The organism is Paenibacillus sp. 01T431, assembly GCF_056398625.1.
In genome coordinates, this window is record NZ_JBFTPT010000011.1 from 126770 (window position 1) to 146977 (window position 20208).

Sequence of the window (20208 nt, forward strand, 5' to 3'; positions counted from 1 at the left end):
TTATCGCTTCTGCCAAGCTGACATTTTGCGTCTCAGCCTTGCGGTGCCCGCTTCATACAGAAAGCGAACGACAACATTGAGGAGCACAACGAGCACTGACATCGCTGCCGCTGCTGCCGTATCGCCCGCATCGTCCATACTGACGATGGAAACCGAGGCAATTCGCAAGTCCGACGCATACAGAAAGACCAGTGCAGATACCGTCACCATTGCATTTACGAAAAAGTAAACTGCCATTTCTAATATGGCCGGCAAGGACAATGGCACCGTAATGCGCGAAAATGTTCGCAGCTTCGAGACATTCATGGACTCCGAGACGTTGTCGAACTCCTTGTCCAGCATTTTTAAAGTTGCGGTTGCCGTCATGAATGGAACGGAGTAAAAATGTACAACATTAGCCAAAACAAGAATGATCATCGTTCCATAAATAAAGTGAAACGGGTTGGCCGGATGATTAAAGAAATAAATAAAAGATAATCCGATGACCAGCCCTGGAAGCGCCAGTGGCAAAATCGACAAGAAATAAGCAGCTTGCCGAATCGGACGATAGACACGTCCATTTTCGATCAAATAAGCAAACAAGAACGTAATGATCGTTCCGATTACCGCTGTCCAAGCTGCCATCTCAATGCTGTTCCAGAACGGATCGAAGCCACCTGCCGCTGCATTGGAGAAGTCGAAGTTGCTCCACGTTAGTGACATGTCATACGGCCACTTCTTCACGACCGAAGCAAGCAGAACAGCTCCCATTAACAGCAAAATCATAGCTGATAAAACAATCGCATACGTATATGCCCAAACATTGCGCAGCCGATTGTTCTTCACGGAATAAGGAACAGACTTTGATGTGACGTACGCCTGCTGCTTCCGCGTGACGATTCGATCCACGATAAACGCGAGAATGGCGGGAATGGTCAGCACGATGCCGACTACAGCTCCCATAGACATATTTTGCTGGCCGACAACCTGTTTAAAAATATCAGTGGCCAGCACGTTATACTGTCCGCCTACGACCTTCGGTGCGCCAAAATCGGTGAAGCTGAGCGTAAAACAAATGACGACTGCGCTGAGCAGCGCATATTTTACAGACGGCAGCGTTACGGTAAACATTTTTCGCAAGCTGCTCGCGCCCATCGACTCGGCTGCCTCATATAAGCGATAATCGCTGACGGCAAGCCCCGCGCACAAAATAAGAAACGCCTGCGGAAACGTATAGATGACCTCAGAAATGATGATGCCTACTTTTCCATAGAGCGGAATTCGCCATTCGAACGGCAGCAGTCCGAACAGCCCCGTAGAGATGAGACCTTGATGACCAAATAAATAAGTAAGCGCGAGCCCGTGCATCATGGTTGGTGCGAATAAGGGCAGCATGGCAAGAGCTTTGAAGAAGGACTTGCCTTTAATATTTGTGCGAGTCAATACGAATGCCAGCCCAAAGGCAAGCGGCACAGCAATCGCGGTTGTAGCTGTGGATACGGTAATCGTGTTCAGCATCGATTGAATGAGTGATCTTGACTGCAGATACGATGAAAAATGAGTGAAGCCAACCAGATTTCCATCTGAATCCATGAACGCCTGCTTAAACATCGCGAACAGCGGCAGGACAATAACAGTAATAAGTGTGAGCAGGACTAGGACTAGCAGGAGCTTAATAACGCCATTGCTCTCACGTAACTTTTGATTGCTTTTTCTCACCCACTGCGAGGGCAGAGCTTGATCTATTTTCCCTTTCATTCTCTACCTCCCCACGTTCCCAGCGATTGCCGCAGGATAATGAAGCATACGCTCTTGCGGCATTTGAAGATGAAACAGCTTATTGCGCGACCATTCAAATCGATTAGCTATTTGCGCGGATATATCTACCGTTACGCTTATGTCCGAGTGATTCCCGTGTTCATTCGCAAGCTGCAAGCTTACACGATAGAATGCGCCACGAAACTCCACATGCTGAACAAATCCGCTAATTCCGCTATCATTAGATAGGCCGCCCGTATGCTTTTCCTCATCAATCTGGATATGTTCCGGCCTTATAGCTAACAAATCATTTGGGCTTGCCCCCATCCATCTTTCTGTTCCTACAGGGAAGAAATTAATAGCCCCAATGAAATCAGCGACAAAAGGCGTATTCGGCTTGTCATATACCTCCTGCGGCGTACCTATTTGGACAACCCGTCCTTGATCCATGACGACAATCTGATCCGCCATCGTCAGCGCTTCCTCTTGGTCATGCGTAACCATAACCGTCGTAATGCCAAGCCGCTCTTGCAGCTCGCATAGCTGTTCGCGCAGCTTCTCCCGCACCTTCGCATCAAGCGCAGAAAGCGGCTCATCCAGCAATAAAATATCAGGCGATAAGGCGATTGCTCTTGCGAGCGCCACCCGCTGCTGCTGGCCTCCGGAGAGCTGTGCTGGATACCGATCCCTCACTTCAGTCAGTCCAATGAGCTCCAGCATCTCCCGCACGCGTTCTTCAATCTGACGCTTCGGCTGTTTCCCTTTGAGACCATAGCCAATGTTGTCGCTCACACTTAGATTTGGAAATAGCGCATACGATTGAAAAACGATGCCAAAGTTGCGTTTGGATGTATGCTGCGTCGTAATATCATTTCCATCAAGGATAACGGTGCCGGCATCAGTCTGCTCAAGACCCGCAATAATACGCAGCAATGTCGTCTTGCCGCAGCCGCTTGGGCCGAGCAGACATGTGAATTTCCCTTTCGGAATATGAACGCTGACATCATGGAGTGCTTGAAAGCTGCCAAATGCCTTGCGAATACCATTAATCGCTAATCCTTCATTTTTCATTCTCATTCTCCTTGTGTTCTCGTAATAATCGTTCAAGAACGGTATTATGAAGTTAAAGCATTTGCATTGTTGATCTATTAGCAGTTTAAAATAGATTTGTTAAGTGAGTGTCAAACACRAGTAAAGATTGTGTGTTTAATTGCTTTTATTATGGTTTTAAGTTGTTTTAAAGATCCGAATGCTGTATTTTATGTGCAACAACCTTTTTTTCATTTCTTTAGCAAAGACAACAAACTAAAAAAAGGACGGGTTCAACACTTATGACAACGATTATTTTCGACTTAGACAACACGCTGATTTGGGATGAGAAAAGTACAGACGAGGCACTCGATGCAACATGCGAAGCAGCCGAGCAAGCATTGGGTTTAAAAATAGGACTTTTAAATCAATCTATCATTCAATCTGCTCATTCTGTTTTTCGTGAATTGGAATGTTACGCTTACTTAACGAATATCGAAGTAACTGCAATGGAAGCGATGTGGGCTCGGTTTGATGATGGAGAAGCAGCAGAGCTGCAATTAATGAAAGAGGCAGCACCTGCTTTCCGTAAAAACGTTTGGGAGAGAGGACTACTAGAGCTCGGCATCCACGATGAAGACCTTGCAGTCAAGCTTGCTGAACAGTTTCCAGCCGAGCGGCGCAAGCGCCCCTTTGTATATGAAGAAACATTTGAGGTGCTCGAAGCATTATCTGCAAAATACCCGCTTATGCTGCTGACCAATGGTACACCTGATTTACAGAAAGAGAAGCTCTACGGCATCAACGGATTATCCGATTATTTTCCCCATATCGTTATTTCGGGAGAGGTCGGCTGCGGCAAGCCGGCTCCGCAAATTTTCGAGCACACTATGAATCTCGCGGGGCTAAAACCAGAGCAATGTCTAATGGTAGGAGATAATTTGTTTACCGACATTTTGGGGGCTAGCCGAACCGGTATAGCAAGCGCCTGGCTAAATAGATCGAGACAGCAGCTGCCAGAAGGTGCCGCACGTCCAACTTTTGAAATTCAATCCTTGAGAGATATTGAAGCGCTGCTTCCTCTATAAGTTGTTCTTACTACTATAAAAAGAGGCTCCACCTTGTCGTTTCGACGAGGTGGAGCCTCTTTTTAGTAATTTCTTCATATTGCGATTACACCTGTTTAACAACACAACCTTATGATAAAGAAGAATCAAAAACACACAAAAACAATTAATCACATTATTTAATGACATTATTTGTTTTGTTTTTAATCTATGTGTGGGAAGGATGTTGGATTATGGCCCATATGCCATAAAAGTAATTCTACTGTCCCCTAATCGATTTCACGAGACACCTATTCAAAAAATTGGAGGTTATTATTCATGAATAAGACGATAAAAAAAGCATTTGTATCCACGCTTGCTGCCGTTACATTAATTACCGCATCAGGGGGATTTGTACCGCTCAGCCAAACCGCTTTTGCAGCTGTTGTGAATGCCGACCTGCATGCAAAATTCAGCTTTGAGAACAATGCCGCTGATAGTTCCACAAACAATCTCTCGGCTGACATCGTCGGCACTCCTACTTACGTTCCCGGAAGAATCGGACAAGCCCTTTCTTTAAGTTCAACTAGCGCCAATAAACAATACGTAAATCTAGGCAAGCCATCACAGCTCCAATTCGGAGTCGATAAAAGCTTCAGCTTCTCCTTCTGGGTAAAGTCCTCCGGCGTAGATTCCGATCCTTCCATTTTATCCAACAAAGACTGGAACAGCGGAGCTAATGTTGGCTACAACCTTTCTCTTCAATCCGATAAAAGGCTAAGATGGAATTTCAACACGGCAGGCGGAACACGCATAGATGCTGATATACCAAACGTCGCTAATGGGAGCTGGCACCATATCGTCATCTCGCATGACCGTACCGTCGGACGCGTAGATTTTTATAAAGATGGCGTGCCTGTTGCAGTCTCTACTTCGAACGGGACCAAATTCAATAATATAGCAAGTGCAATTAGTATTGCTGGCCGCACAGGAACGATCGATTCTGGTCTTTCCACAATGCTCGGCAATGATGGCACTGGCAAATATTCTGCAGCTTTGGAAGCGCAGCTCGATGAGGTTCTCATTTTGAATCGTGCGATCACCCCTGAAGAGGTTACAGAAATTTTCAATAGTGCTCCGCCTATTGTAGTCAGCGATAAATTCAATGGCACGCTAAAATTCGTAGGTGCAACAGCCACAGCTCCTGGCACAGAATTTAGGCAGATGCTCGACCTGCGCACCCCTTCCATGACAACCGCGATCGACAGCGCGAGCGTAGAAATTGCCTATGACAGCAGCAAATTCACATTCTCGCGTGCAACGAAAGCAACGAAAGTAGACACTTCAACACCAGGCATCGTTAAGCTGGAGCTCCCAGCTGGAAGTGTATATAACAAAACCAACCCTTTAGAATTCGCGTCATCTACACTGTCTGATGTTTACTTTTTTGCGAAGGATGCAAGTGGACAAGGCACGATTCAAGTGACCTCTGCTGAGTTTTTCGTAGGCGGTAATAAATATGTGAAGGAAACGTTGAACACGCCTGCGCAAACTGTTCAGATTAATACAAAAGCATCTGAGGATATTAACAAAGACAGTCATATTACGATTGGTGATGTTGCCTTGGCTCAAGGGAAGTCCGTTCAAGAACTAACCAATATTGCTGATAAAGTAAAATATATGCCTTACAAACGAGTTGTCGTTATCGGCATTGACGGTGCCGGCATGTCGGTATCAAAGGATGCGCCGTACTGGGAAACGCCAAACTCTGTGAAGGAAAAGGTAGGCGACCGATTAAATCTGCCTGCACTGCGCGGTATTATCGAGAAAGGTGCTGCTAGTTATTCCGTCACAACCACGCTGCCTACCGTTTCATCTCCTAACTGGGGTGCCATGTTAAATGGTGTGGATTACAGCAAGCATCAAATTGACAATACGATTAGCGCAAATAATACCTATAGTGAAACATCGCCTTACCCGTCCGTCTTCAAAAAATTGCGTGAACAATTCCCGGAGACTAAGCTTGCTGCCTTTACAACTTGGTCCAACATCATTAATGGACATATTGAACCGTCCCTTGGTGCCGAAGGATATTCTGCGGGCGATAAAGCAAACGTAAATGCTTTTGCAAAATATGCGGCAGACGGCAGAGCATACGATGCCTCCCTTATTTTCTTCCAATTGGATGATGTGGACGGTGTCGGACACTCGCTCGGTTTCTATACAAAGGATTATTACGCAAAGCTTATGGAAACAGATAATCTCGTAAAAACAATCTATGACTCATTAAGCAGCAAAAACCTGCTGGACGATACGCTTATTCTAATGACAGCCGATCATGGCGGCGGCACAGAAAACGCAGATCATACGCTCGGCAGCGCTACTGCTCATGGACAAGATTCGCCGCTTGCCAAAACGGTATTTATCGCAGCAAACGGAAGAACAATTGCAACCGATGTAGGCAAGGAGAAGCTTTTGCAAGGAGGAACAACGAAGGATATTGCTGCAACGATATTAGCTGCACTGGAGGTCGATTCGCCGATTGGCGATTCCAAGACGATTGACGGCATGTTCGTCCCTCAGAAGGATCAGAACAAACCAGATGCTCCGAATCTCCAGTTAACGAAAATTGTTGACACCACTTCTAAACAATTAAAAGGTTATGAGTTCGCCGTTAGTCATCTGAACACAGATGCTAAAGCCTTGGATATCGAATTAGAGACTGGCGATCTGACTGTCCAATCGATTAAGCCGCTTCAAGCTGGCGTTACCGTATTACGAAATGAAAGTGCCAATGGAAAAACAAGAATCGTCCTCGCAGCAGATTCCGCCATCTCGCCGGATCAGCCTATTGTACGGTTAGTAACGCAATCCCAAAATAACGGTGCATCTGCGGTGCTTCATCAAGCGATGATCGCAAGTGGACAAGGAACAGAGTCATTGCCTAATTTCACCGCTTCCGTTAAAGAAGAAGAGACAGAAACATCCGGTCCAACTGCTGTATTGGAAGGAAAGACGTCTGTCGTATCCGGTTCAACCTTTACGATTAAGCTAGGCTTGAATGATGTTTCGGACAACGTCTATGCACAAGATATCTCATTTAACTATGACCCGAATGCATTTGAATATGTAGCTAGCCGTTCACTTCTTGAAAAGGTTCAAATTGTGAATACCATCCATGATGAGAAAGGCAAAATCCGACTCATTCTTGCTAGCGAAGGGGTAGAAAACGCGGTTACCGGCAGTAAACAGGTTGTGGAGCTTTCTTTTAAAGCAAAAGAAACACAAACGGCTATTACCGGTAAAGTGACTGCGGATTCAATCTTAATTTCAAATGGCGAAACTGAAGTTAATGCTGCTCCATTCACCTTGAATATCCAAGTAACGCCAAAAGAAACGACAAACCCTGCCGATCAAAACCAAGATGGCAAAGTCAGCATTTCGGATTTGGCCCTCATCGTTATTCATTACAGCAAACGCGAAGGCTCAGCGGATTGGGAACAAATTAAACAAGCTGACGTTAACAAAGACGGTGTCATCGATCTATTAGATCTTATTCTCGTCGCTCGCTCCATAGTAGAATAATAATATCATTAGCAACTTGTCCCATATGATAAACTATAACATCCCCATGGCTCAGGGCTATGGGGATGTTATTATACTTTCATTTAGTTAGAAAGCGTTTGGAAAGCCTTGCGTTTACGCTTTGGCTTAATTATTGCTTACAGCCAAGAACGAGAAATGATGACAAGAAGGATAAAAAGGACAAGAATAAATCCAATACTTGAGAATCCGCCACCGCCGCAGCCTACGCCTACTCCTGCAACTGGGTAAGGTGCGCAGTTTCCAGGACCTACATTAGCACCTGCTACTCCATAGCTCATTTGTTCATCTCCTTTTTGTTAACTTACACAGTATCCTATGATTCTGGGGCAAAAGTGTATGGGCTTTTGCAGGAAATGAGCAGATGCCTAAAAAAGCCATCTATTATTGCTTGTCTGCGCATAAAGTAAACGAAGGAACTTTTTTAGGTACATATGGAATTAGAGGGATGGTGTTAAAATGGGTTTTTTGGACGCATTAATGGGGAACGCCTCTGAAGTAAATCCTGACGAGGCGCAAAGGGAATTTGGCAACTTGCTCAGTAGATCGGAGAATGTAGAAAGAGCGTACAAGCTGATTCGCGACATGTTTATTTTTACGAACAAACGCCTCATCATCATTGATAAACAAGGAATAACCGGCAAAAAAATCGATTTCCATTCTTATCCTTACAAAAGCATTACTCATTTCAGCATCGAAACAGCCGGAAACTATGATCTGGATGCTGAGCTGAAGATTTGGATATCAGGAAGCGTCGCGCCCATCCAAAAAACATTCAATAAAAACCTGAACATCTACGATCTCCAGAAGGTTTTGGCTGAATATGTCTTAAAATAAATGATGAACCCCGCAGACCGTAGAGGTCGGCGGGGTTCATTTATTTTCGCGAGAGTATCATTGTATTCAGCCATGCCAGCTCCGAGAGCGTTAACGTACCTTGCTCCGCTTTCTCCCTCCATTTGGTGTCTTGTAGAAGCTTTTGATCCGTAAATTGTCCGAGGGTGTTAATTAAAAGCCTTTGTTCTGCTTCTGATAGATTCAGATCTGACTTTCGATTGTCGGTTGGCCGTTTCATTTTCTCCAGTACCTTCTTTTTGAAATGGTCCCAGCCTGTCCACTTGCCATTATCGTACATCAATCTTGGACAAATCTTCCCGCTCCAATCGTAATGGCGACGCAGGCGATCGATTCCCCAGCCGTACTGCTTCAGTAGCTTTGCTGCTAATTCGCAAGTATTGGATAGTGTTTTTTCATAGTCTCCACTCTCGCAAATCTCAATGCTTATCGATGTTCGATTCCCGCTTGCAGCCCCGCTCCCGTCACCCGCATGCCACGCATTCTCATTCAGCGGCAAACACTCAATGACCTCGTGCTCGTCCACAACAAGATGATAGGATGCGGTGCGATTATTAGTCGGGTTCGTGAGCCACGCCCTTTCGTTTCTCGCTGAGCTGGTAGGGTTGCCTGTGTTGTGAATGGTAATAGATTGCGGAAGAAGTAAATGGCCTGGGCGGCGATTGTTGGGGGTGGATGGGGGGATGTGGTTGATTGTATAATTAGCCATTGTTGGACTTCCTTTTATTCGTAGTAGATTCGTTATCGGTAGATAGATCAGTATGATCAGAATTGTTAATAGTATCTGGGCTGCTGCCTCGCTTTGTCGCTCGCTCTACCTTCGCTTTCAGCTCACTATCAATATGCTCGATGACCGATTTAGGAATCCACTTCTCCCAGCCCGCTCTGTAGGCGTTAGCGGTCAAAGACTGCCATGTGTGATAAATAATGCCTAGTGTAATGGCGTAAAAGAACAGCCCCGGCATGCTGAGCATAGAGTCCAGCAGCTTGGCTAGGACGGGTAATGCTAAAAGAAAAAGGGTACGAAGTACCCCAAACATCCCATACTCGGAGGAGTATGTCTTGTCTTTATGTGAAGCGGCAATGCCTGTTATCCAATCCAGCATGATAACTGCTATTAGAAGCGCAATTGGAATTAATCGACCTCCTCCATAGATAGAATCAATCACAGGGGCAAAAAAAGCGCCCACCGCGGCTGCGGTGAGCTTTCCTTCTGATAGATATTGGGATAGGATTTGTTTGTACATGGGAAGCTCCTTTCTGGTTGATAGTTATTTTTATATATTTTCTTATTTAATAAAATTACAGTATTGAAGACCTTTAGCTGCCGATTGCAGTATAGTTGTACAAGTCAATTTCATTTTCGATACAGTAGCGCAGATTTGCAACCAGTCCGCCTCTTCTAATACACCTTGACGTCAGATGTTGTCAGAAGTAACGTATCGACTACATTTTGATCCGTATCCATATTATCTCTAAATTATCCCCCTATTATCACTATCTCTGTGTAAACAAAAAGCCCCGCCTAAGCGGAGCCATGTTCATACTTAAAGCAACTTACCGTCTGTGTCAAACCCTAAAGAGAACAAATCAACTTCAACGTCACTGCGAATAGCCAGTGAATTGTACCCCGAAAGGCTCCAACACCTTACCGCCCCAACGTGCAAGGTTTTTTACAAGCGCTAGCGGCAACCTATGCACAGCTATCTTTATGCCTTTACCTTTATTGTCGGCTGCATGCCATTGGGTGAAACCTGTATCATTACACCGCTGTTTGTAGTGGTTGACCCTCAATCCCTAATCCTAGAGCTTCAAGGGTAGCTTTTACATTGGGCTGTATTACAGCTGGTACCTGTGCAAATGTACGTTTGCCAACAATGATAAGTGAAACGGATACGTCGATTAGTGCTTGCGAAAACATAGAATCGCCTCCTCTCGCGAAATAAAAAAGGAGCCATAGCAACATGTTAAAAATCATGCTCTAAGCTCCTTGCTGGACTGCTACCATTGCAAATAGATCAAATACGGCTTCCATTAGCATAAGATTGTCGGCTTTAATTTGGTCCTTTTCTAACTTGAGTTCTGCAATTTCCTGTTCTAGTGTTGCTCGCTTTTCTTCCTCAACAGGATTATGCGGTGTCCAAACAATTTTTTTCGTCTCTGCATTAATGGAAGTTGGATTACCGCGTGAAAATTCCTGTGAATGTTCTCCGTATGAAAGCTGAATATGTGAGTAACTATCAACTGTCCGTTCTGATAGAGCGGTGTATACCTCACGATCCTCTTCAATGGTGAGTTGCTTTATTCCTTCACCCATCATTTCGTTCGTGACGAGAAACACATTACCTGACGTGTTATCGTAATAAATGCGTTTACCAAATGATTGCATCGTTGTTTCCTCCTTTTTTTACGCTTCAATGAGAATATATTTATACTCAGTGGTTCCGTAGGGAACTGGCATCGTTAAGCGTCCATTGTTAACCATATCACCGCCAACACTACGATAGTAAGACGGGGTATGAGTGCCGTTATTGCCGTATGCAAACATGAATATGTCAGCAAAACTAATATCCTCATTAGATAAGCCAAGGAATGGCGTATCAATAGACATGATGGAGCATGAAGAAAGCATATCATTATTTTTAGTTGAGCAAATCGCCCTCCCAACAACGAAACCGTGTCCATTTAAGTCTAAATACGTACGATTATCTGTTCCGCTTGTTCGAAAAGAACGCTGAAATGCAAGGGTATTAGAAGAGGAATTAACAGTACCAACTACCATACGCTTTCCACTTGAAGCAGTACCCACTATACCGAACATATTCACGCCAGCTTTGATATTCCCTGAGGTGAAATCGGGTTCATATAACTTAATCCATGAATCGCCTGTATAAGCCGTTGTGCCAAGTGGATCGTGTGGTCTTACAAATAACGCTTGTCCATCCCATGGAGAGACTTCAAATGGAGTGTGATGCCCGGGAGCGCCAGCATTACCATTCAAAGCGGTGCGTAATGGCAACGTACCTGTACGCTTCACTCCACCTTGATAAAACGTTTTGCCCGTAATAACCTCGCCAACAGGTGCGTTCGCATCCTTACTAATGTTGCTTATCTTAGTTGCTAACTGTGCATGTGTGTCGCTTCCTGAAGCTGCCTGACCCATGCCAGTAATGGCAGCCGCGATAGCTGTTTTCCCATTACTGGCAGACGTAAAAAGCTCGTTAATTGCTGCTACTGTAGTACCCTTTGCAGTAGTTAGTAAGGCAGCCCGATCCCCAACTTCATTATTTACAAACGCAGTACTCGCTTTCGCATTCCAAGTCGCTTTCTCAGCATCCGATGCGAAGCGGTTACTTGCGTCTTGCACAATGATGCTCGCGGGGTGCGTGGCAGGATGCGTATAGTTATTCGCCCCAGCAGCAATCCCATCCAGCTTCACCTTATCGGCCGCAGACTGAAGACCAGCTGCGGAAGTGGTAGCTGCAGCCGTGCTCGCCTTAGCATTCCAAGCCGTTTTCTCAGCGTCAGTCACAAATCGATTGCTCGCATCCTGAGTAATAACAGAGGCAGGGTGATTAGCCGGATGCACATATGCATTAGCCCCAGCAGCAACGCCTGCCAGCTTCGTCTTCTCCGCTGTCGTATAGTCCTCTGTAGATAGCTGCTTCCCAGCTACTTTATCTACTTTGTTGCTAACCGCAGTATCCAAAATATCCGCATTCCCATTCAAATCCGCAATATCGACAACATCTGTTCCTTCCGGTTTTTTCAATCCTAAATTCCCTGTCGTTTGCATATTTTCACACTCCCTCGTAAACTCTTAATTCACTCCATGTCTTGTTTCGCGCCTGATTCCAAGTCATCGTTCCTATCTGATTCCACACTGTATAGGTGTATTTCAAAGAAAAAGCTAAATGAGCGGGCTTAATATCCTCTAGCATTTGAATAAATCCAGCCATATTGGGCGGAATCCCCTTCGTCCCGACAAATACAACCTCGAAACGGCTCTCTGCCGGATATTCAACTACATTCACCTCACCGCCAGAGAAAGCAATAGCTGTTTGAATAATTTTAACTTTAGTCGTCGTACCAGCTCCGCGCAGCTTGGCAAAAATACTCTCGCGTCTTCGAGCATCCGGCATAGAGGAGTCGCTTTTCAGTCCAAGCACATTTTCCCAGCGCGTCAGTCCCCATGTAGCCGAATGTACAAAATATTGGTCAAATGCTGTTTCTATCGCCTCAGCTTGCTCCCCAAGTTCACCGCCAAGCTTTGATTGAATAGCTAACATTTCTACGATTTCATAATAATAGGGAGGCAAATATTTCATGAGATCTATTTCCGTATGGAGAGTCTCCTCCCCGTCGCCCCTATCTTCCCCATACGTCTGTTCGCCAAATAAAGCTAGACTATAGGACAATACCTACACCCCCTTTAGCTGATTCCAGGTTACTCCCGGTCCAAGCTTTCCGCTGGCTAGATCATAAGCGAGTTTCACCGCATTGGCCGTCGCCGCTTGTACAACACTCGTGCTGTTAACCGCATTGTTTAATTGAACAACACCAGCAGCAGTTACCGACGCAGCAGGCAATCTGGCCACGGCAACGGTACCAGAGGTAATATCTGCAGCCGCGTGAGCATGCGCAGCCGGGGCAAAACTTACAGGTTTGCCGCTAATACCAGCCCAAGGCGCGCTGTCCGCTGCTTCCGCACTATCGATCTTTCCGTTGTTGTTCGTATCGTAAATGCTTTTCAGCATGTCGCCCGTCGCCTGCGCTGCAGCAAGCACAATATTCCCGCCTGCTGTACCGATGTACAGCTTCTGGGTATCTGTGCAGTACCCTAGTTCACCGACTTCAAGCAGCCCAATGCTCGTTTCCAAACCTCGCCTCAATTGAATGAGTACTTTTCTTGGCATCTGCTCGCCTCCTTAGAACGTACCGCCATCAATGACGGCAACCCTTAAGCGATTTCCGTTCGCAGCATCATAAACGATGCTGTCTGCATCAATATTTGCTTCTATGCCTGTCGCATTAACGAGCACGCCTTTGCCAGCTTTTGCGCTAACTGCTGCACCTGCAACCGCAATCCCGTTCCCCGCTCCAACGCTAAGGGTGACGGTATCGGCCTGCCCTCCGCCTGTAAGTCCGCTGCCAGCTGTAATCGTCTGAAGCGCACCGCCAGTTCGCACCCATGCGGTACCGTTCCAGCTAAAAATCTTCTGCTCATCATCGATGTAGCATGTCCATCCTACTTGCGGCGTATATAAATCCCAAGCTGTACCGTTCCACTCGGCAATTTTGTTGACTTGTGAAGCCCACACGCCCGTTGCGCCTGCAGGAATCATGTAACGATCCGCTAAGACTGGCGAAGCTGGCGGGGTCACTAAGTCCTTATCCTTAACTGAAGCTTGCGGCTCGATGTTATGCTTTGCCAGCTCAATTTCATTTCTAATCTTTTGCGCTGACCACAAATCGGTTATAGCCAAGCCCGCATCATTAATAAGCCTGTGCTTGGTTGGATCGTCCAGATGCGTCTTGATCTCAGCAGCTGTTTTCACGTTCACACCATCGGACACCTTGTTTACATTGCCGCTGGTAACGTTAGCTTTTAGTACCTTTGCATAGGTTGCACCTTCTGAAATGTCATCCAGCGTTCCCGTCAAATCGGTAACCTTCTGCGCATTGATTCTTCTCCATGCGGTTCCATCATCAGCATACAAATAACCATTGTTTGTACCGCTGCTCACGTAATACAACCTACCCATGGCTGCTGCGGCTGGTCTAGCTGCTTCTGTGCCGGATAACGCGCGACCTACCATGCTATTTGTTGTCCCATCACCGACATAAACTTCCTTCGTATCTGTGCAAAATCCCATTTCGCCAGCCAATAAAGCACCGAATGCAGATAGCTCTGCTTTTGTTCCACGCTTGATCTGAATCGTCTGTGACATTTAATTCCTCCTCAAAAATGATCCGCCATCGATACTTCCGCTTTTCTTGTATCTTTCCACTTCTAATTGTGTTGCAGAAATACTAACCTGCAAATCATTAATATCTGCTGCTTCCACCCGATCGCCGGGCGTCTCGTAGGTAACAAAGACAGCTTCAGCTTGAGCAAAAAGCTTAATTCGGAGCCTCCAAGGCGTCTCAGCCGGTACAGTTAGAAAATAATTCTGTATCTTCTCACCCGATAAGCCGGGTCCTGTATAGACCTGAATGCTTTCCTTGCGTATGTCGTCATGTGCAAGTTCTCCCTCAAATACCCCTCCAAGAACGGCAAGCTGCTCTTCTATAACGTACAGCTCGCTGCCTTCCTTTTTGTTCAGCTTCACCGTAAATTGATCTACCTCCGCAGGATATCGCATAGGCTACACCTCCAATTCAACAAGCCCCGCAATAGGTACTTCATCAATTTCAAGTCCGATATTATCGCTTCCGCCATTCAGTAAAAGTCGATCGTAGTCTAAGACCCCGGGTACTCCTAAGAGCAAAGTACCGAGCTTAGCGATACTCACATAATTAATGCGGAACGCCGTTTCATCTAAATAAGCAGTGAGTGCTTTAGCAAAAGCCGCGCTCACAAGTTGAATCGTATATCCTACTGCAAGTGTAACCTTAGCCTTGATGCGAATAGGCACACTCGAAGCCGAAACGATTGAAACCTCTGCACCGATTGGCCTGTTCTCATTGATAAAATCAAGCACCGCATGCTGCAGCACCTCGCTCGCTGGCTGCTTATCCGAATTGACGATAACAACCTTCACGGTCCCCGGACCATCCCATAAGGGCATCACTCTTGCACCGCCAACACCGGGAACCGACAACGCCCATCTCATATAATCGGATACATTGCCGCTCGTCCCTGGATTTTGAACCTCGGCAAAGAAACGGCTGCGCAGCTGTGTATCCGACTCCTCGTCCTCACCGGGCACCAGCACATCGACTAGCTCTGCACGAGCAAGCGAGCTAATATAATCGATAGGCAGCATATCGCCAAACTGTTGATTGCCAGCTGCTCCCTCTGTTTCACTTTCAAGAACAAAAGAGCCCACTTTCAATCTCTCTCTTACGATGTAATTAACCGATTCTGCCGAAAAACGACTTCCAATCGTCACGTCCATTGCCGCTCCGCTGGAGCCATAAAATTTACCGAGCCGCTTCGCTCTCGTAGCCGCTTGCCTATTGACGCCAAAATCTGCTGTACGCCTAGACAAATATTCCCCGCTCGATGTATCTGCAAAAGCTAAATCAATATTGACGTCCAGCTGAGCATACAGCTCAGAAAGCTCTGCAGCCGCCGGAGCCAGCGCATCATAAATAATGCTGCCTTCCCGCTTATCTACATTCCCTTGTACACGATCCAGCATTCGCTGGAGCAAATAGCTAAAGGTCATGTTTTCATACATTTTGGCTTACCTCCTCTCCAAAGCTTCCAAACTCCGTTACGACAGTAAACTGGACAACGATAGCTTCATCTTTAACGTCGTACTGAAAATCAATGACATCACTCACCCGCTCATCTTGCAAAAGCGCCTCTTGAATGCTGCGTTTTAGCTCTGATTGAACATAAGATGGCGATCCTCCAAGTAAACTTTCCAGCTCAGTACCATAATTGGTGCTGTAGCAAAAATAGCGGTACCGCTCTGTTTGCAATATTTTAAATACAGCCTGCTTTACCGCTTCTAACCCGTCAGTCCTGCCTACGATCCGTTTGCTTCCTAAATCAAGCTTATAGGTCTTGCTCGTTTCGAGCTCCTCTACTGTCGTGACCTCCGCAACATTTGCTCCCTGTGGAATCATGGCTTAGCCACCTTATCGAGTACTACAAATTGTTGACCGCCTTGTACGCGGAGCATTAACACCGCATCTCCCGCTTCCAAGCCTGTTCGGATGACCAGCTTTTCAGATGTTTGCAGCTCAATTTCATACTTAACGAGGCTTTCCGGTATAATTAAAAAATCCTCTGATAAAGTAAAACGTTGATCGACGTTTACTTCCAGAGGATTGATTTGAATGACTTTTCCTACCATGACGGCTAGCGGATTCCCTGCAGCGTAGGCTGCGGCTCCCGCTTTCTTGATCGACTCCAATAATGCCATTAAATCACCCTCAATTCCAGCTTCATCGTATGCGAATCCGCTTCGAATTTATGCGAGCATTCATCTACGAGAAAATAGTGGTGAATGCCGAGCTCATCAATCACTACGGGTACATAACATCCCGCTCTAACTCGCAAATCACCAATGGCATCAATACTGATGCTCTTTTGCTCACGATTTTTCAGCTTCATCAGCTGATTAAGCTGTTCATTTATTTGTGCCACATTCATTTTCTCATCCGCCTGCTGATAAAGCAGAAGCCGTCCCCATTTCGCGATTGAAGCGTCATCCTTCTTGGGATGATGCTTACGTATGCCTGCTTCTTTATTATCCTCAAAAATAATAATGTGGTTATAGGTATCGCCGTCAATCGATCGCTTCATTCCATAATCAAACATAAGGCTGTAATCGCCAATTACAAAATCAACCTTCATCTCCTCCACATTGCGCAAGGAAAGCTTTCCGAAATCATCCAAAAGTATAAAATTTCCTCCTGAATGAATGAGTGTTAGATCAAGTGCCTTACAAATAATATCAAGCAGCTTTTTATTATCCTCCAGCATGGATGGAATTTTGTACTTGGTATCCACGAGCACGCCTGTCTCCAAGCCAAAATCATCGGCAATTTTCTTTACAATTTGAGAGGCGGTAACCCCTTGAAATTTATAAAAATAATTGCTTAATAAATAGCGAATCTGATCATAGGCTTTTATCGAGATTCTCTCATCCATACCGGTACTCACTTCAAATACATATCCGTAAAATACATTGATATTATCTTTGAGGACACGAATGACATCGCCATTGTTCACCTCAAATGAAGCACTTTGAAATGGACTTCCTTTAAGCACCGTCATATCCAAACTAGACGCCGCTCCAATTCGTTTCGTCTTGTAGGTCAGCGAAGGAACAAGACTCGTAATATTCCACACTTTACCATTGCGGTTATCAATTAATATTTCCAGCATATTATCACCTCGGCAGCTTTAGCGTCATCCCGATGGGCAGCTTTTTGAGCTGTGCATCCTTAATACCGTTCAGCTTCTGAATTTCCCGCCAACGCTCTTCTTTGTGAAGCTGAACGCGAGCTACTTTAATAAGCGTATCCCCGGCAACCAGCTTATAGGTGCTTGGAGCTTGCTTATCCGATGGCCGTGAGTTAGGCTTCACGCTTGCCGCTCCCTTTTTAATCACTACGGGCCTAGCACCATAAAAAGCAAATTCTTTCAGTGAAATACTGTACTCAATATCCCCAGAGCCCGCCGCTTCCTTCCATTCGAATTTTTCAATGCTCATCGCCAAATTAATATCGAAGGTTGCCCCGGTATAAACAAAACGGATCGGCCACTTTTTCTCCATCCAATCGAGGATAACCATGACATAAAAAGCAGGGTCTATCCATGTTTTGCTGACGACAAACGGATAGTTCGTCTTTGGGAAAAAGCTTTCAAAGGAGATCGTCGTGAGCTTCGAGCTTTGAATGAGATTGATTTCGCCTAAACCGGACACCTCGTAGGTCTTGCCCCCAGCACCATCATTAATTTTAATTTCTGGAGGATTGACCGGGAGCTGGAAGCCCTGCTTTTGATCATTGTAGCTAAGCCAGATTTCATAATCATAATGCGCATTTGAAATCATCTGTTGTACACCCCTTCCGCAGATGAGGCAATTTCATCGTTCAATGAACGCTCGATACGCCCGATAATCGTATCGATATCATAGCCATTGTTAATATCACCAGTTTGCACGCTGACCGTAGGCTGCAGCGACACGAAGTTCTGAATGTTCTTCATCTCCGCAAGCTCCCGCATCGTCTTCAAATCCTCGCTGGAAATCTCGACGCTATCGTTGATTTTACCAACCTCGCCGACTCGGTCGATGTTAGAAGCTGTCCCACCATTAGGTATTGCAAACGCTGTAGAATCCTTAGATGCGGTCATTTTATCTTTGTCCCCGGCCATTTTCGTTAAATTATCTAGACCAATGGATTTCTTAATAAAATCCACATCAAAGTTTTCTGTAAAATCTCCTACTGCATTAAAAGTGTTTTTAATACCATCCTGAATACCCGCCTTAAACTTGCTGCTGTCTACACTGTCAAGTTGTAGTTTGACACCTACTTCAATCCCAACAAATTTTCCGATAGTGCCAACAACCTGATCAACACCTTCTAAAAATAGGTTGATTATCTCAATGAACCCGTTAATAAAACCTGTCCATAAATCGATATAAAACCCAACAGCTTTTGCCATCACATCTCCTAGCGTACGAAAAACATCTGCAACAAAGTCTCGAACTGGTTTTAAAGCAACTATTAGGCCTAGGAAAGCAACGATTAAACCAACGACCAATCCAATAATTACAGATATCGGATTAGCCCACATAGCTGCTGATAATCCGAGCTGCACTACTGTGGCTACCATAACTATGAATCTATAGGCCGTCATTAATCCACTATAAATAGCTGTTGCAATAGAAACTGCTTTAAGTACCGCATTATACGCCCAAAAGGCTGCAACTATCCCTAGCACAATTGGACCTACAACTGGTAGTGAAGCAACTAACAAATCCCCTAAACCACCAGCAATTTGCATGACAACAATCAACCCTTGGGCAAGTGCTGCCAATCCAATACTCACTGCCTCGAAGAAGATCAGAAACCCTTCTGATTTAAATGCAGCATTTAACTGCTGTAACATTGGAACGAGTAAAGTTATTGCTCCTGTTCCCGCACCCGCGAATGCGGCGTTAATATTTTGGCTTAATATTTCTGCTTGCTTAGCGGGACTCGAAAGCATTCTATTAATTGCCTCTTCACCCATTGCCGATTGTTCTAGAATTTCATCAAATGCTGCGATGAAACCATCCATTTTTTCTGGGGATGCTGAAGTCTTTAAATCCATTGAATCAATGGTGGATTGTTTTACATTAAACTGTTTTGTTAATGTACTCGTGTCTCCCATATATGCTGATTTCACGGCATTAGCAGCATATTCTGTCCCTCTTCCTCCAGGATCAAGTGCGGCCATACGAAGCGATAGTTCAGATAATTTATCAAGCTGATCATGATTTTCAGTCATAGATCTCATTGACATTACACCTCGGACTGCTCCTCCTTGATCCATGCCATAATTTACAGCATTACTTTTAATACTTGCAAAAAGAGCTTCAACTTCCGCACCATTTCCCATTTTATTAGTAATAATGCTTTTGATCACATCTTCATTTAATGCTCCCTCAATGGACATTTGCAAGATCGTTTTAAAAGGTTTGTCGTATAAACTATTCAACTGTCCTGTTAGTCTACCGAGTATATCTTTCCCTGCATTAGCCAAGGAACTGCCTGTTCCAGCTGAAACTTGCGGGCTAGACGGAGCTGTCGCAGAAAATTTAGAAGCATCATTCGTTTTTCCTTCAATCGAAGACATTCTAGCCAACATCATACTCATGAATGCTGGCTTTTCACTTCCTAATGTATTAGATTTAGGTTCATTTTGGATTTGTATAACTGTACGAATTTTATTAGATAAGCTATCTAGATGTTTTTCAAGATCTTGAAACCTATCTATATTGCTAGTTAGTATTGAATTCATGCTAGTAAAAGCGGAATTCACTTTTAATACTTGCTCTCTAGTTCTGTTGATTGCTTTTGTGGAGTTAACACTTTTATTCAATTGTTTGTCGAATTTATTAAGTGTCAGCAACGATTTCTTCAAGTAATTGGTCATGCTATTAATAACTTTTATAGAGCTATTAACGGTCATTAAATTACTCGCCATCCTTCCACCCCCTTCACACGGGCAAAAGCGCTCCCTCATGGGAGCGCGGCCCGTCCTTAT

At 45.0% G+C, this 20208-nt stretch carries 21 protein-coding genes; 3 read left to right on the forward strand and 18 right to left on the reverse strand.

The genetic code is table 11. The annotated features are described in order from the left end of the window. On the reverse strand, window positions 1-1737 hold the full coding sequence (locus AC1DM9_RS20455) for a putative 2-aminoethylphosphonate ABC transporter permease subunit (RefSeq protein ID WP_441959478.1): 1737 nt from the start codon (window positions 1735-1737) through the stop codon (window positions 1-3). A gap of 3 nt (window positions 1738-1740) precedes the next feature. Next, entirely contained in the window at window positions 1741-2808 is a 1068-nt protein-coding gene (locus AC1DM9_RS20460; RefSeq protein WP_477581889.1) for an ABC transporter ATP-binding protein, read from the reverse strand. Between the two features lie 260 nt (window positions 2809-3068). On the opposite strand from AC1DM9_RS20460, the gene AC1DM9_RS20465 reads away from it, so the two are divergent. Both AC1DM9_RS20465 and AC1DM9_RS20470 read left to right on the forward strand, forming a co-directional pair. Continuing rightward, window positions 3069-3854 carry an HAD family hydrolase gene (locus AC1DM9_RS20465; RefSeq protein WP_477581891.1) on the forward strand — a complete coding sequence of 262 codons (786 nt, stop codon included), beginning with the start codon at window positions 3069-3071 and terminating at the stop codon, window positions 3852-3854. A 297-nt stretch (window positions 3855-4151) separates the two neighbouring features. Then, entirely contained in the window at window positions 4152-7397 is a 3246-nt protein-coding gene (locus AC1DM9_RS20470; protein ID WP_477581893.1) for a LamG-like jellyroll fold domain-containing protein, read from the forward strand. Between the two features lie 137 nt (window positions 7398-7534). Here the strand turns inward: AC1DM9_RS20470 and AC1DM9_RS20475 are convergent, their stop codons facing one another. Continuing rightward, window positions 7535-7696 (reverse strand): sporulation protein YjcZ, encoded by a 162-nt coding sequence (locus AC1DM9_RS20475; protein WP_179089868.1) that lies wholly within the window; start codon window positions 7694-7696, stop codon window positions 7535-7537. A gap of 178 nt (window positions 7697-7874) precedes the next feature. On the opposite strand from AC1DM9_RS20475, the gene AC1DM9_RS20480 reads away from it, so the two are divergent. Beyond that, entirely contained in the window at window positions 7875-8252 is a 378-nt protein-coding gene (locus AC1DM9_RS20480) for a PH domain-containing protein (protein ID WP_076269741.1), read from the forward strand. Between the two features lie 40 nt (window positions 8253-8292). Here AC1DM9_RS20480 and AC1DM9_RS20485 read toward each other — a convergent pair whose 3' ends face one another. The 15 genes from AC1DM9_RS20485 to AC1DM9_RS20555 all read right to left on the reverse strand — a co-directional run bounded on the left by AC1DM9_RS20485 (window position 8293) and on the right by AC1DM9_RS20555 (window position 20148). Continuing rightward, window positions 8293-8979, reverse strand: a complete 687-nt coding sequence (locus AC1DM9_RS20485; RefSeq protein WP_477581895.1) for a peptidoglycan recognition protein family protein — start codon at window positions 8977-8979, stop codon at window positions 8293-8295. Beyond that, entirely contained in the window at window positions 8972-9517 is a 546-nt protein-coding gene (locus AC1DM9_RS20490; RefSeq protein ID WP_477581897.1) for a phage holin family protein, read from the reverse strand. Before AC1DM9_RS20490 ends, AC1DM9_RS20485 begins: the two co-directional genes overlap by 8 nt. 515 nt (window positions 9518-10032) lie before the next feature. Then, window positions 10033-10191 carry a CD1375 family protein gene (locus tag AC1DM9_RS20495; protein ID WP_477581899.1) on the reverse strand — a complete coding sequence of 53 codons (159 nt, stop codon included), beginning with the start codon at window positions 10189-10191 and terminating at the stop codon, window positions 10033-10035. Window positions 10192-10251: 60 nt separating this feature from the next. Beyond that, window positions 10252-10659, reverse strand: a complete 408-nt coding sequence (locus AC1DM9_RS20500) for a hypothetical protein (RefSeq protein ID WP_475446782.1) — start codon at window positions 10657-10659, stop codon at window positions 10252-10254. A gap of 18 nt (window positions 10660-10677) precedes the next feature. After that, complete coding sequence (locus tag AC1DM9_RS20505; RefSeq protein WP_477581901.1) at window positions 10678-12066, reverse strand: hypothetical protein; 1389 nt, start codon at window positions 12064-12066, stop codon at window positions 10678-10680. Window positions 12067-12070: 4 nt separating this feature from the next. Continuing rightward, window positions 12071-12688 (reverse strand): putative phage tail protein, encoded by a 618-nt coding sequence (locus tag AC1DM9_RS20510; RefSeq protein ID WP_477581903.1) that lies wholly within the window; start codon window positions 12686-12688, stop codon window positions 12071-12073. Window positions 12689-12691: 3 nt separating this feature from the next. Continuing rightward, window positions 12692-13186 (reverse strand): tail fiber protein, encoded by a 495-nt coding sequence (locus tag AC1DM9_RS20515; protein WP_477510236.1) that lies wholly within the window; start codon window positions 13184-13186, stop codon window positions 12692-12694. A 12-nt stretch (window positions 13187-13198) separates the two neighbouring features. Beyond that, window positions 13199-14221, reverse strand: a complete 1023-nt coding sequence (locus AC1DM9_RS20520) for a DUF2793 domain-containing protein (RefSeq protein WP_477581905.1) — start codon at window positions 14219-14221, stop codon at window positions 13199-13201. Beyond that, complete coding sequence (locus AC1DM9_RS20525; RefSeq protein ID WP_477581907.1) at window positions 14222-14635, reverse strand: phosphoglucomutase; 414 nt, start codon at window positions 14633-14635, stop codon at window positions 14222-14224. It lies immediately after the preceding gene. 3 nt (window positions 14636-14638) lie between these two features. Beyond that, entirely contained in the window at window positions 14639-15676 is a 1038-nt protein-coding gene (locus AC1DM9_RS20530) for a baseplate J/gp47 family protein (protein ID WP_477551161.1), read from the reverse strand. After that, complete coding sequence (locus AC1DM9_RS20535) at window positions 15669-16070, reverse strand: DUF2634 domain-containing protein (RefSeq protein WP_477551160.1); 402 nt, start codon at window positions 16068-16070, stop codon at window positions 15669-15671. The genes AC1DM9_RS20530 and AC1DM9_RS20535 overlap by 8 nt, the downstream gene beginning before the upstream one ends. Next, entirely contained in the window at window positions 16067-16369 is a 303-nt protein-coding gene (locus AC1DM9_RS20540) for a DUF2577 domain-containing protein (RefSeq protein ID WP_477510241.1), read from the reverse strand. The genes AC1DM9_RS20535 and AC1DM9_RS20540 overlap by 4 nt, the downstream gene beginning before the upstream one ends. After that, window positions 16369-17337, reverse strand: coding sequence for an XkdQ/YqbQ family protein (locus AC1DM9_RS20545; protein WP_477510242.1), 969 nt, complete (start codon window positions 17335-17337; stop codon window positions 16369-16371). Before AC1DM9_RS20545 ends, AC1DM9_RS20540 begins: the two co-directional genes overlap by 1 nt. 4 nt (window positions 17338-17341) lie before the next feature. Continuing rightward, a complete protein-coding gene (locus AC1DM9_RS20550) occupies window positions 17342-18007 on the reverse strand; it encodes a LysM peptidoglycan-binding domain-containing protein (RefSeq protein ID WP_477510243.1) in 666 nt (221 codons plus the stop codon). Next, complete coding sequence (locus tag AC1DM9_RS20555) at window positions 18004-20148, reverse strand: hypothetical protein (RefSeq protein ID WP_477551159.1); 2145 nt, start codon at window positions 20146-20148, stop codon at window positions 18004-18006. The genes AC1DM9_RS20550 and AC1DM9_RS20555 overlap by 4 nt, the downstream gene beginning before the upstream one ends. Window positions 20149-20208: the final 60 nt, after the last annotated feature.

Bases quoted from the DNA above. Each gene is read 5' to 3' on its own strand.
- AC1DM9_RS20470 (WP_477581893.1), top strand. From the start codon at position 4,152: ATGAATAAGACGATAAAAAAAGCATTTGTATCCACGCTTGCTGCCGTT.
- AC1DM9_RS20530 (WP_477551161.1), bottom strand. From the start codon at position 15,676: ATGTATGAAAACATGACCTTTAGCTATTTGCTCCAGCGAATGCTGGAT.
- AC1DM9_RS20500 (WP_475446782.1), bottom strand. From the start codon at position 10,659: ATGCAATCATTTGGTAAACGCATTTATTACGATAACACGTCAGGTAAT.
- AC1DM9_RS20505 (WP_477581901.1), bottom strand. From the start codon at position 12,066: ATGCAAACGACAGGGAATTTAGGATTGAAAAAACCGGAAGGAACAGAT.
- AC1DM9_RS20465 (WP_477581891.1), top strand. From the start codon at position 3,069: ATGACAACGATTATTTTCGACTTAGACAACACGCTGATTTGGGATGAG.
- AC1DM9_RS20455 (WP_441959478.1), bottom strand. From the start codon at position 1,737: ATGAAAGGGAAAATAGATCAAGCTCTGCCCTCGCAGTGGGTGAGAAAA.
- AC1DM9_RS20515 (WP_477510236.1), bottom strand. From the start codon at position 13,186: ATGCCAAGAAAAGTACTCATTCAATTGAGGCGAGGTTTGGAAACGAGC.
- AC1DM9_RS20520 (WP_477581905.1), bottom strand. From the start codon at position 14,221: ATGTCACAGACGATTCAGATCAAGCGTGGAACAAAAGCAGAGCTATCT.
- AC1DM9_RS20535 (WP_477551160.1), bottom strand. From the start codon at position 16,070: ATGATTCCACAGGGAGCAAATGTTGCGGAGGTCACGACAGTAGAGGAG.
- AC1DM9_RS20545 (WP_477510242.1), bottom strand. From the start codon at position 17,337: ATGCTGGAAATATTAATTGATAACCGCAATGGTAAAGTGTGGAATATT.
- AC1DM9_RS20540 (WP_477510241.1), bottom strand. From the start codon at position 16,369: ATGGCATTATTGGAGTCGATCAAGAAAGCGGGAGCCGCAGCCTACGCT.
- AC1DM9_RS20485 (WP_477581895.1), bottom strand. From the start codon at position 8,979: ATGGCTAATTATACAATCAACCACATCCCCCCATCCACCCCCAACAAT.
- AC1DM9_RS20555 (WP_477551159.1), bottom strand. From the start codon at position 20,148: ATGGCGAGTAATTTAATGACCGTTAATAGCTCTATAAAAGTTATTAAT.
- AC1DM9_RS20460 (WP_477581889.1), bottom strand. From the start codon at position 2,808: ATGAAAAATGAAGGATTAGCGATTAATGGTATTCGCAAGGCATTTGGC.
- AC1DM9_RS20525 (WP_477581907.1), bottom strand. From the start codon at position 14,635: ATGCGATATCCTGCGGAGGTAGATCAATTTACGGTGAAGCTGAACAAA.
- AC1DM9_RS20480 (WP_076269741.1), top strand. From the start codon at position 7,875: ATGGGTTTTTTGGACGCATTAATGGGGAACGCCTCTGAAGTAAATCCT.
- AC1DM9_RS20495 (WP_477581899.1), bottom strand. From the start codon at position 10,191: ATGTTTTCGCAAGCACTAATCGACGTATCCGTTTCACTTATCATTGTT.
- AC1DM9_RS20490 (WP_477581897.1), bottom strand. From the start codon at position 9,517: ATGTACAAACAAATCCTATCCCAATATCTATCAGAAGGAAAGCTCACC.
- AC1DM9_RS20475 (WP_179089868.1), bottom strand. From the start codon at position 7,696: ATGAGCTATGGAGTAGCAGGTGCTAATGTAGGTCCTGGAAACTGCGCA.
- AC1DM9_RS20550 (WP_477510243.1), bottom strand. From the start codon at position 18,007: ATGATTTCAAATGCGCATTATGATTATGAAATCTGGCTTAGCTACAAT.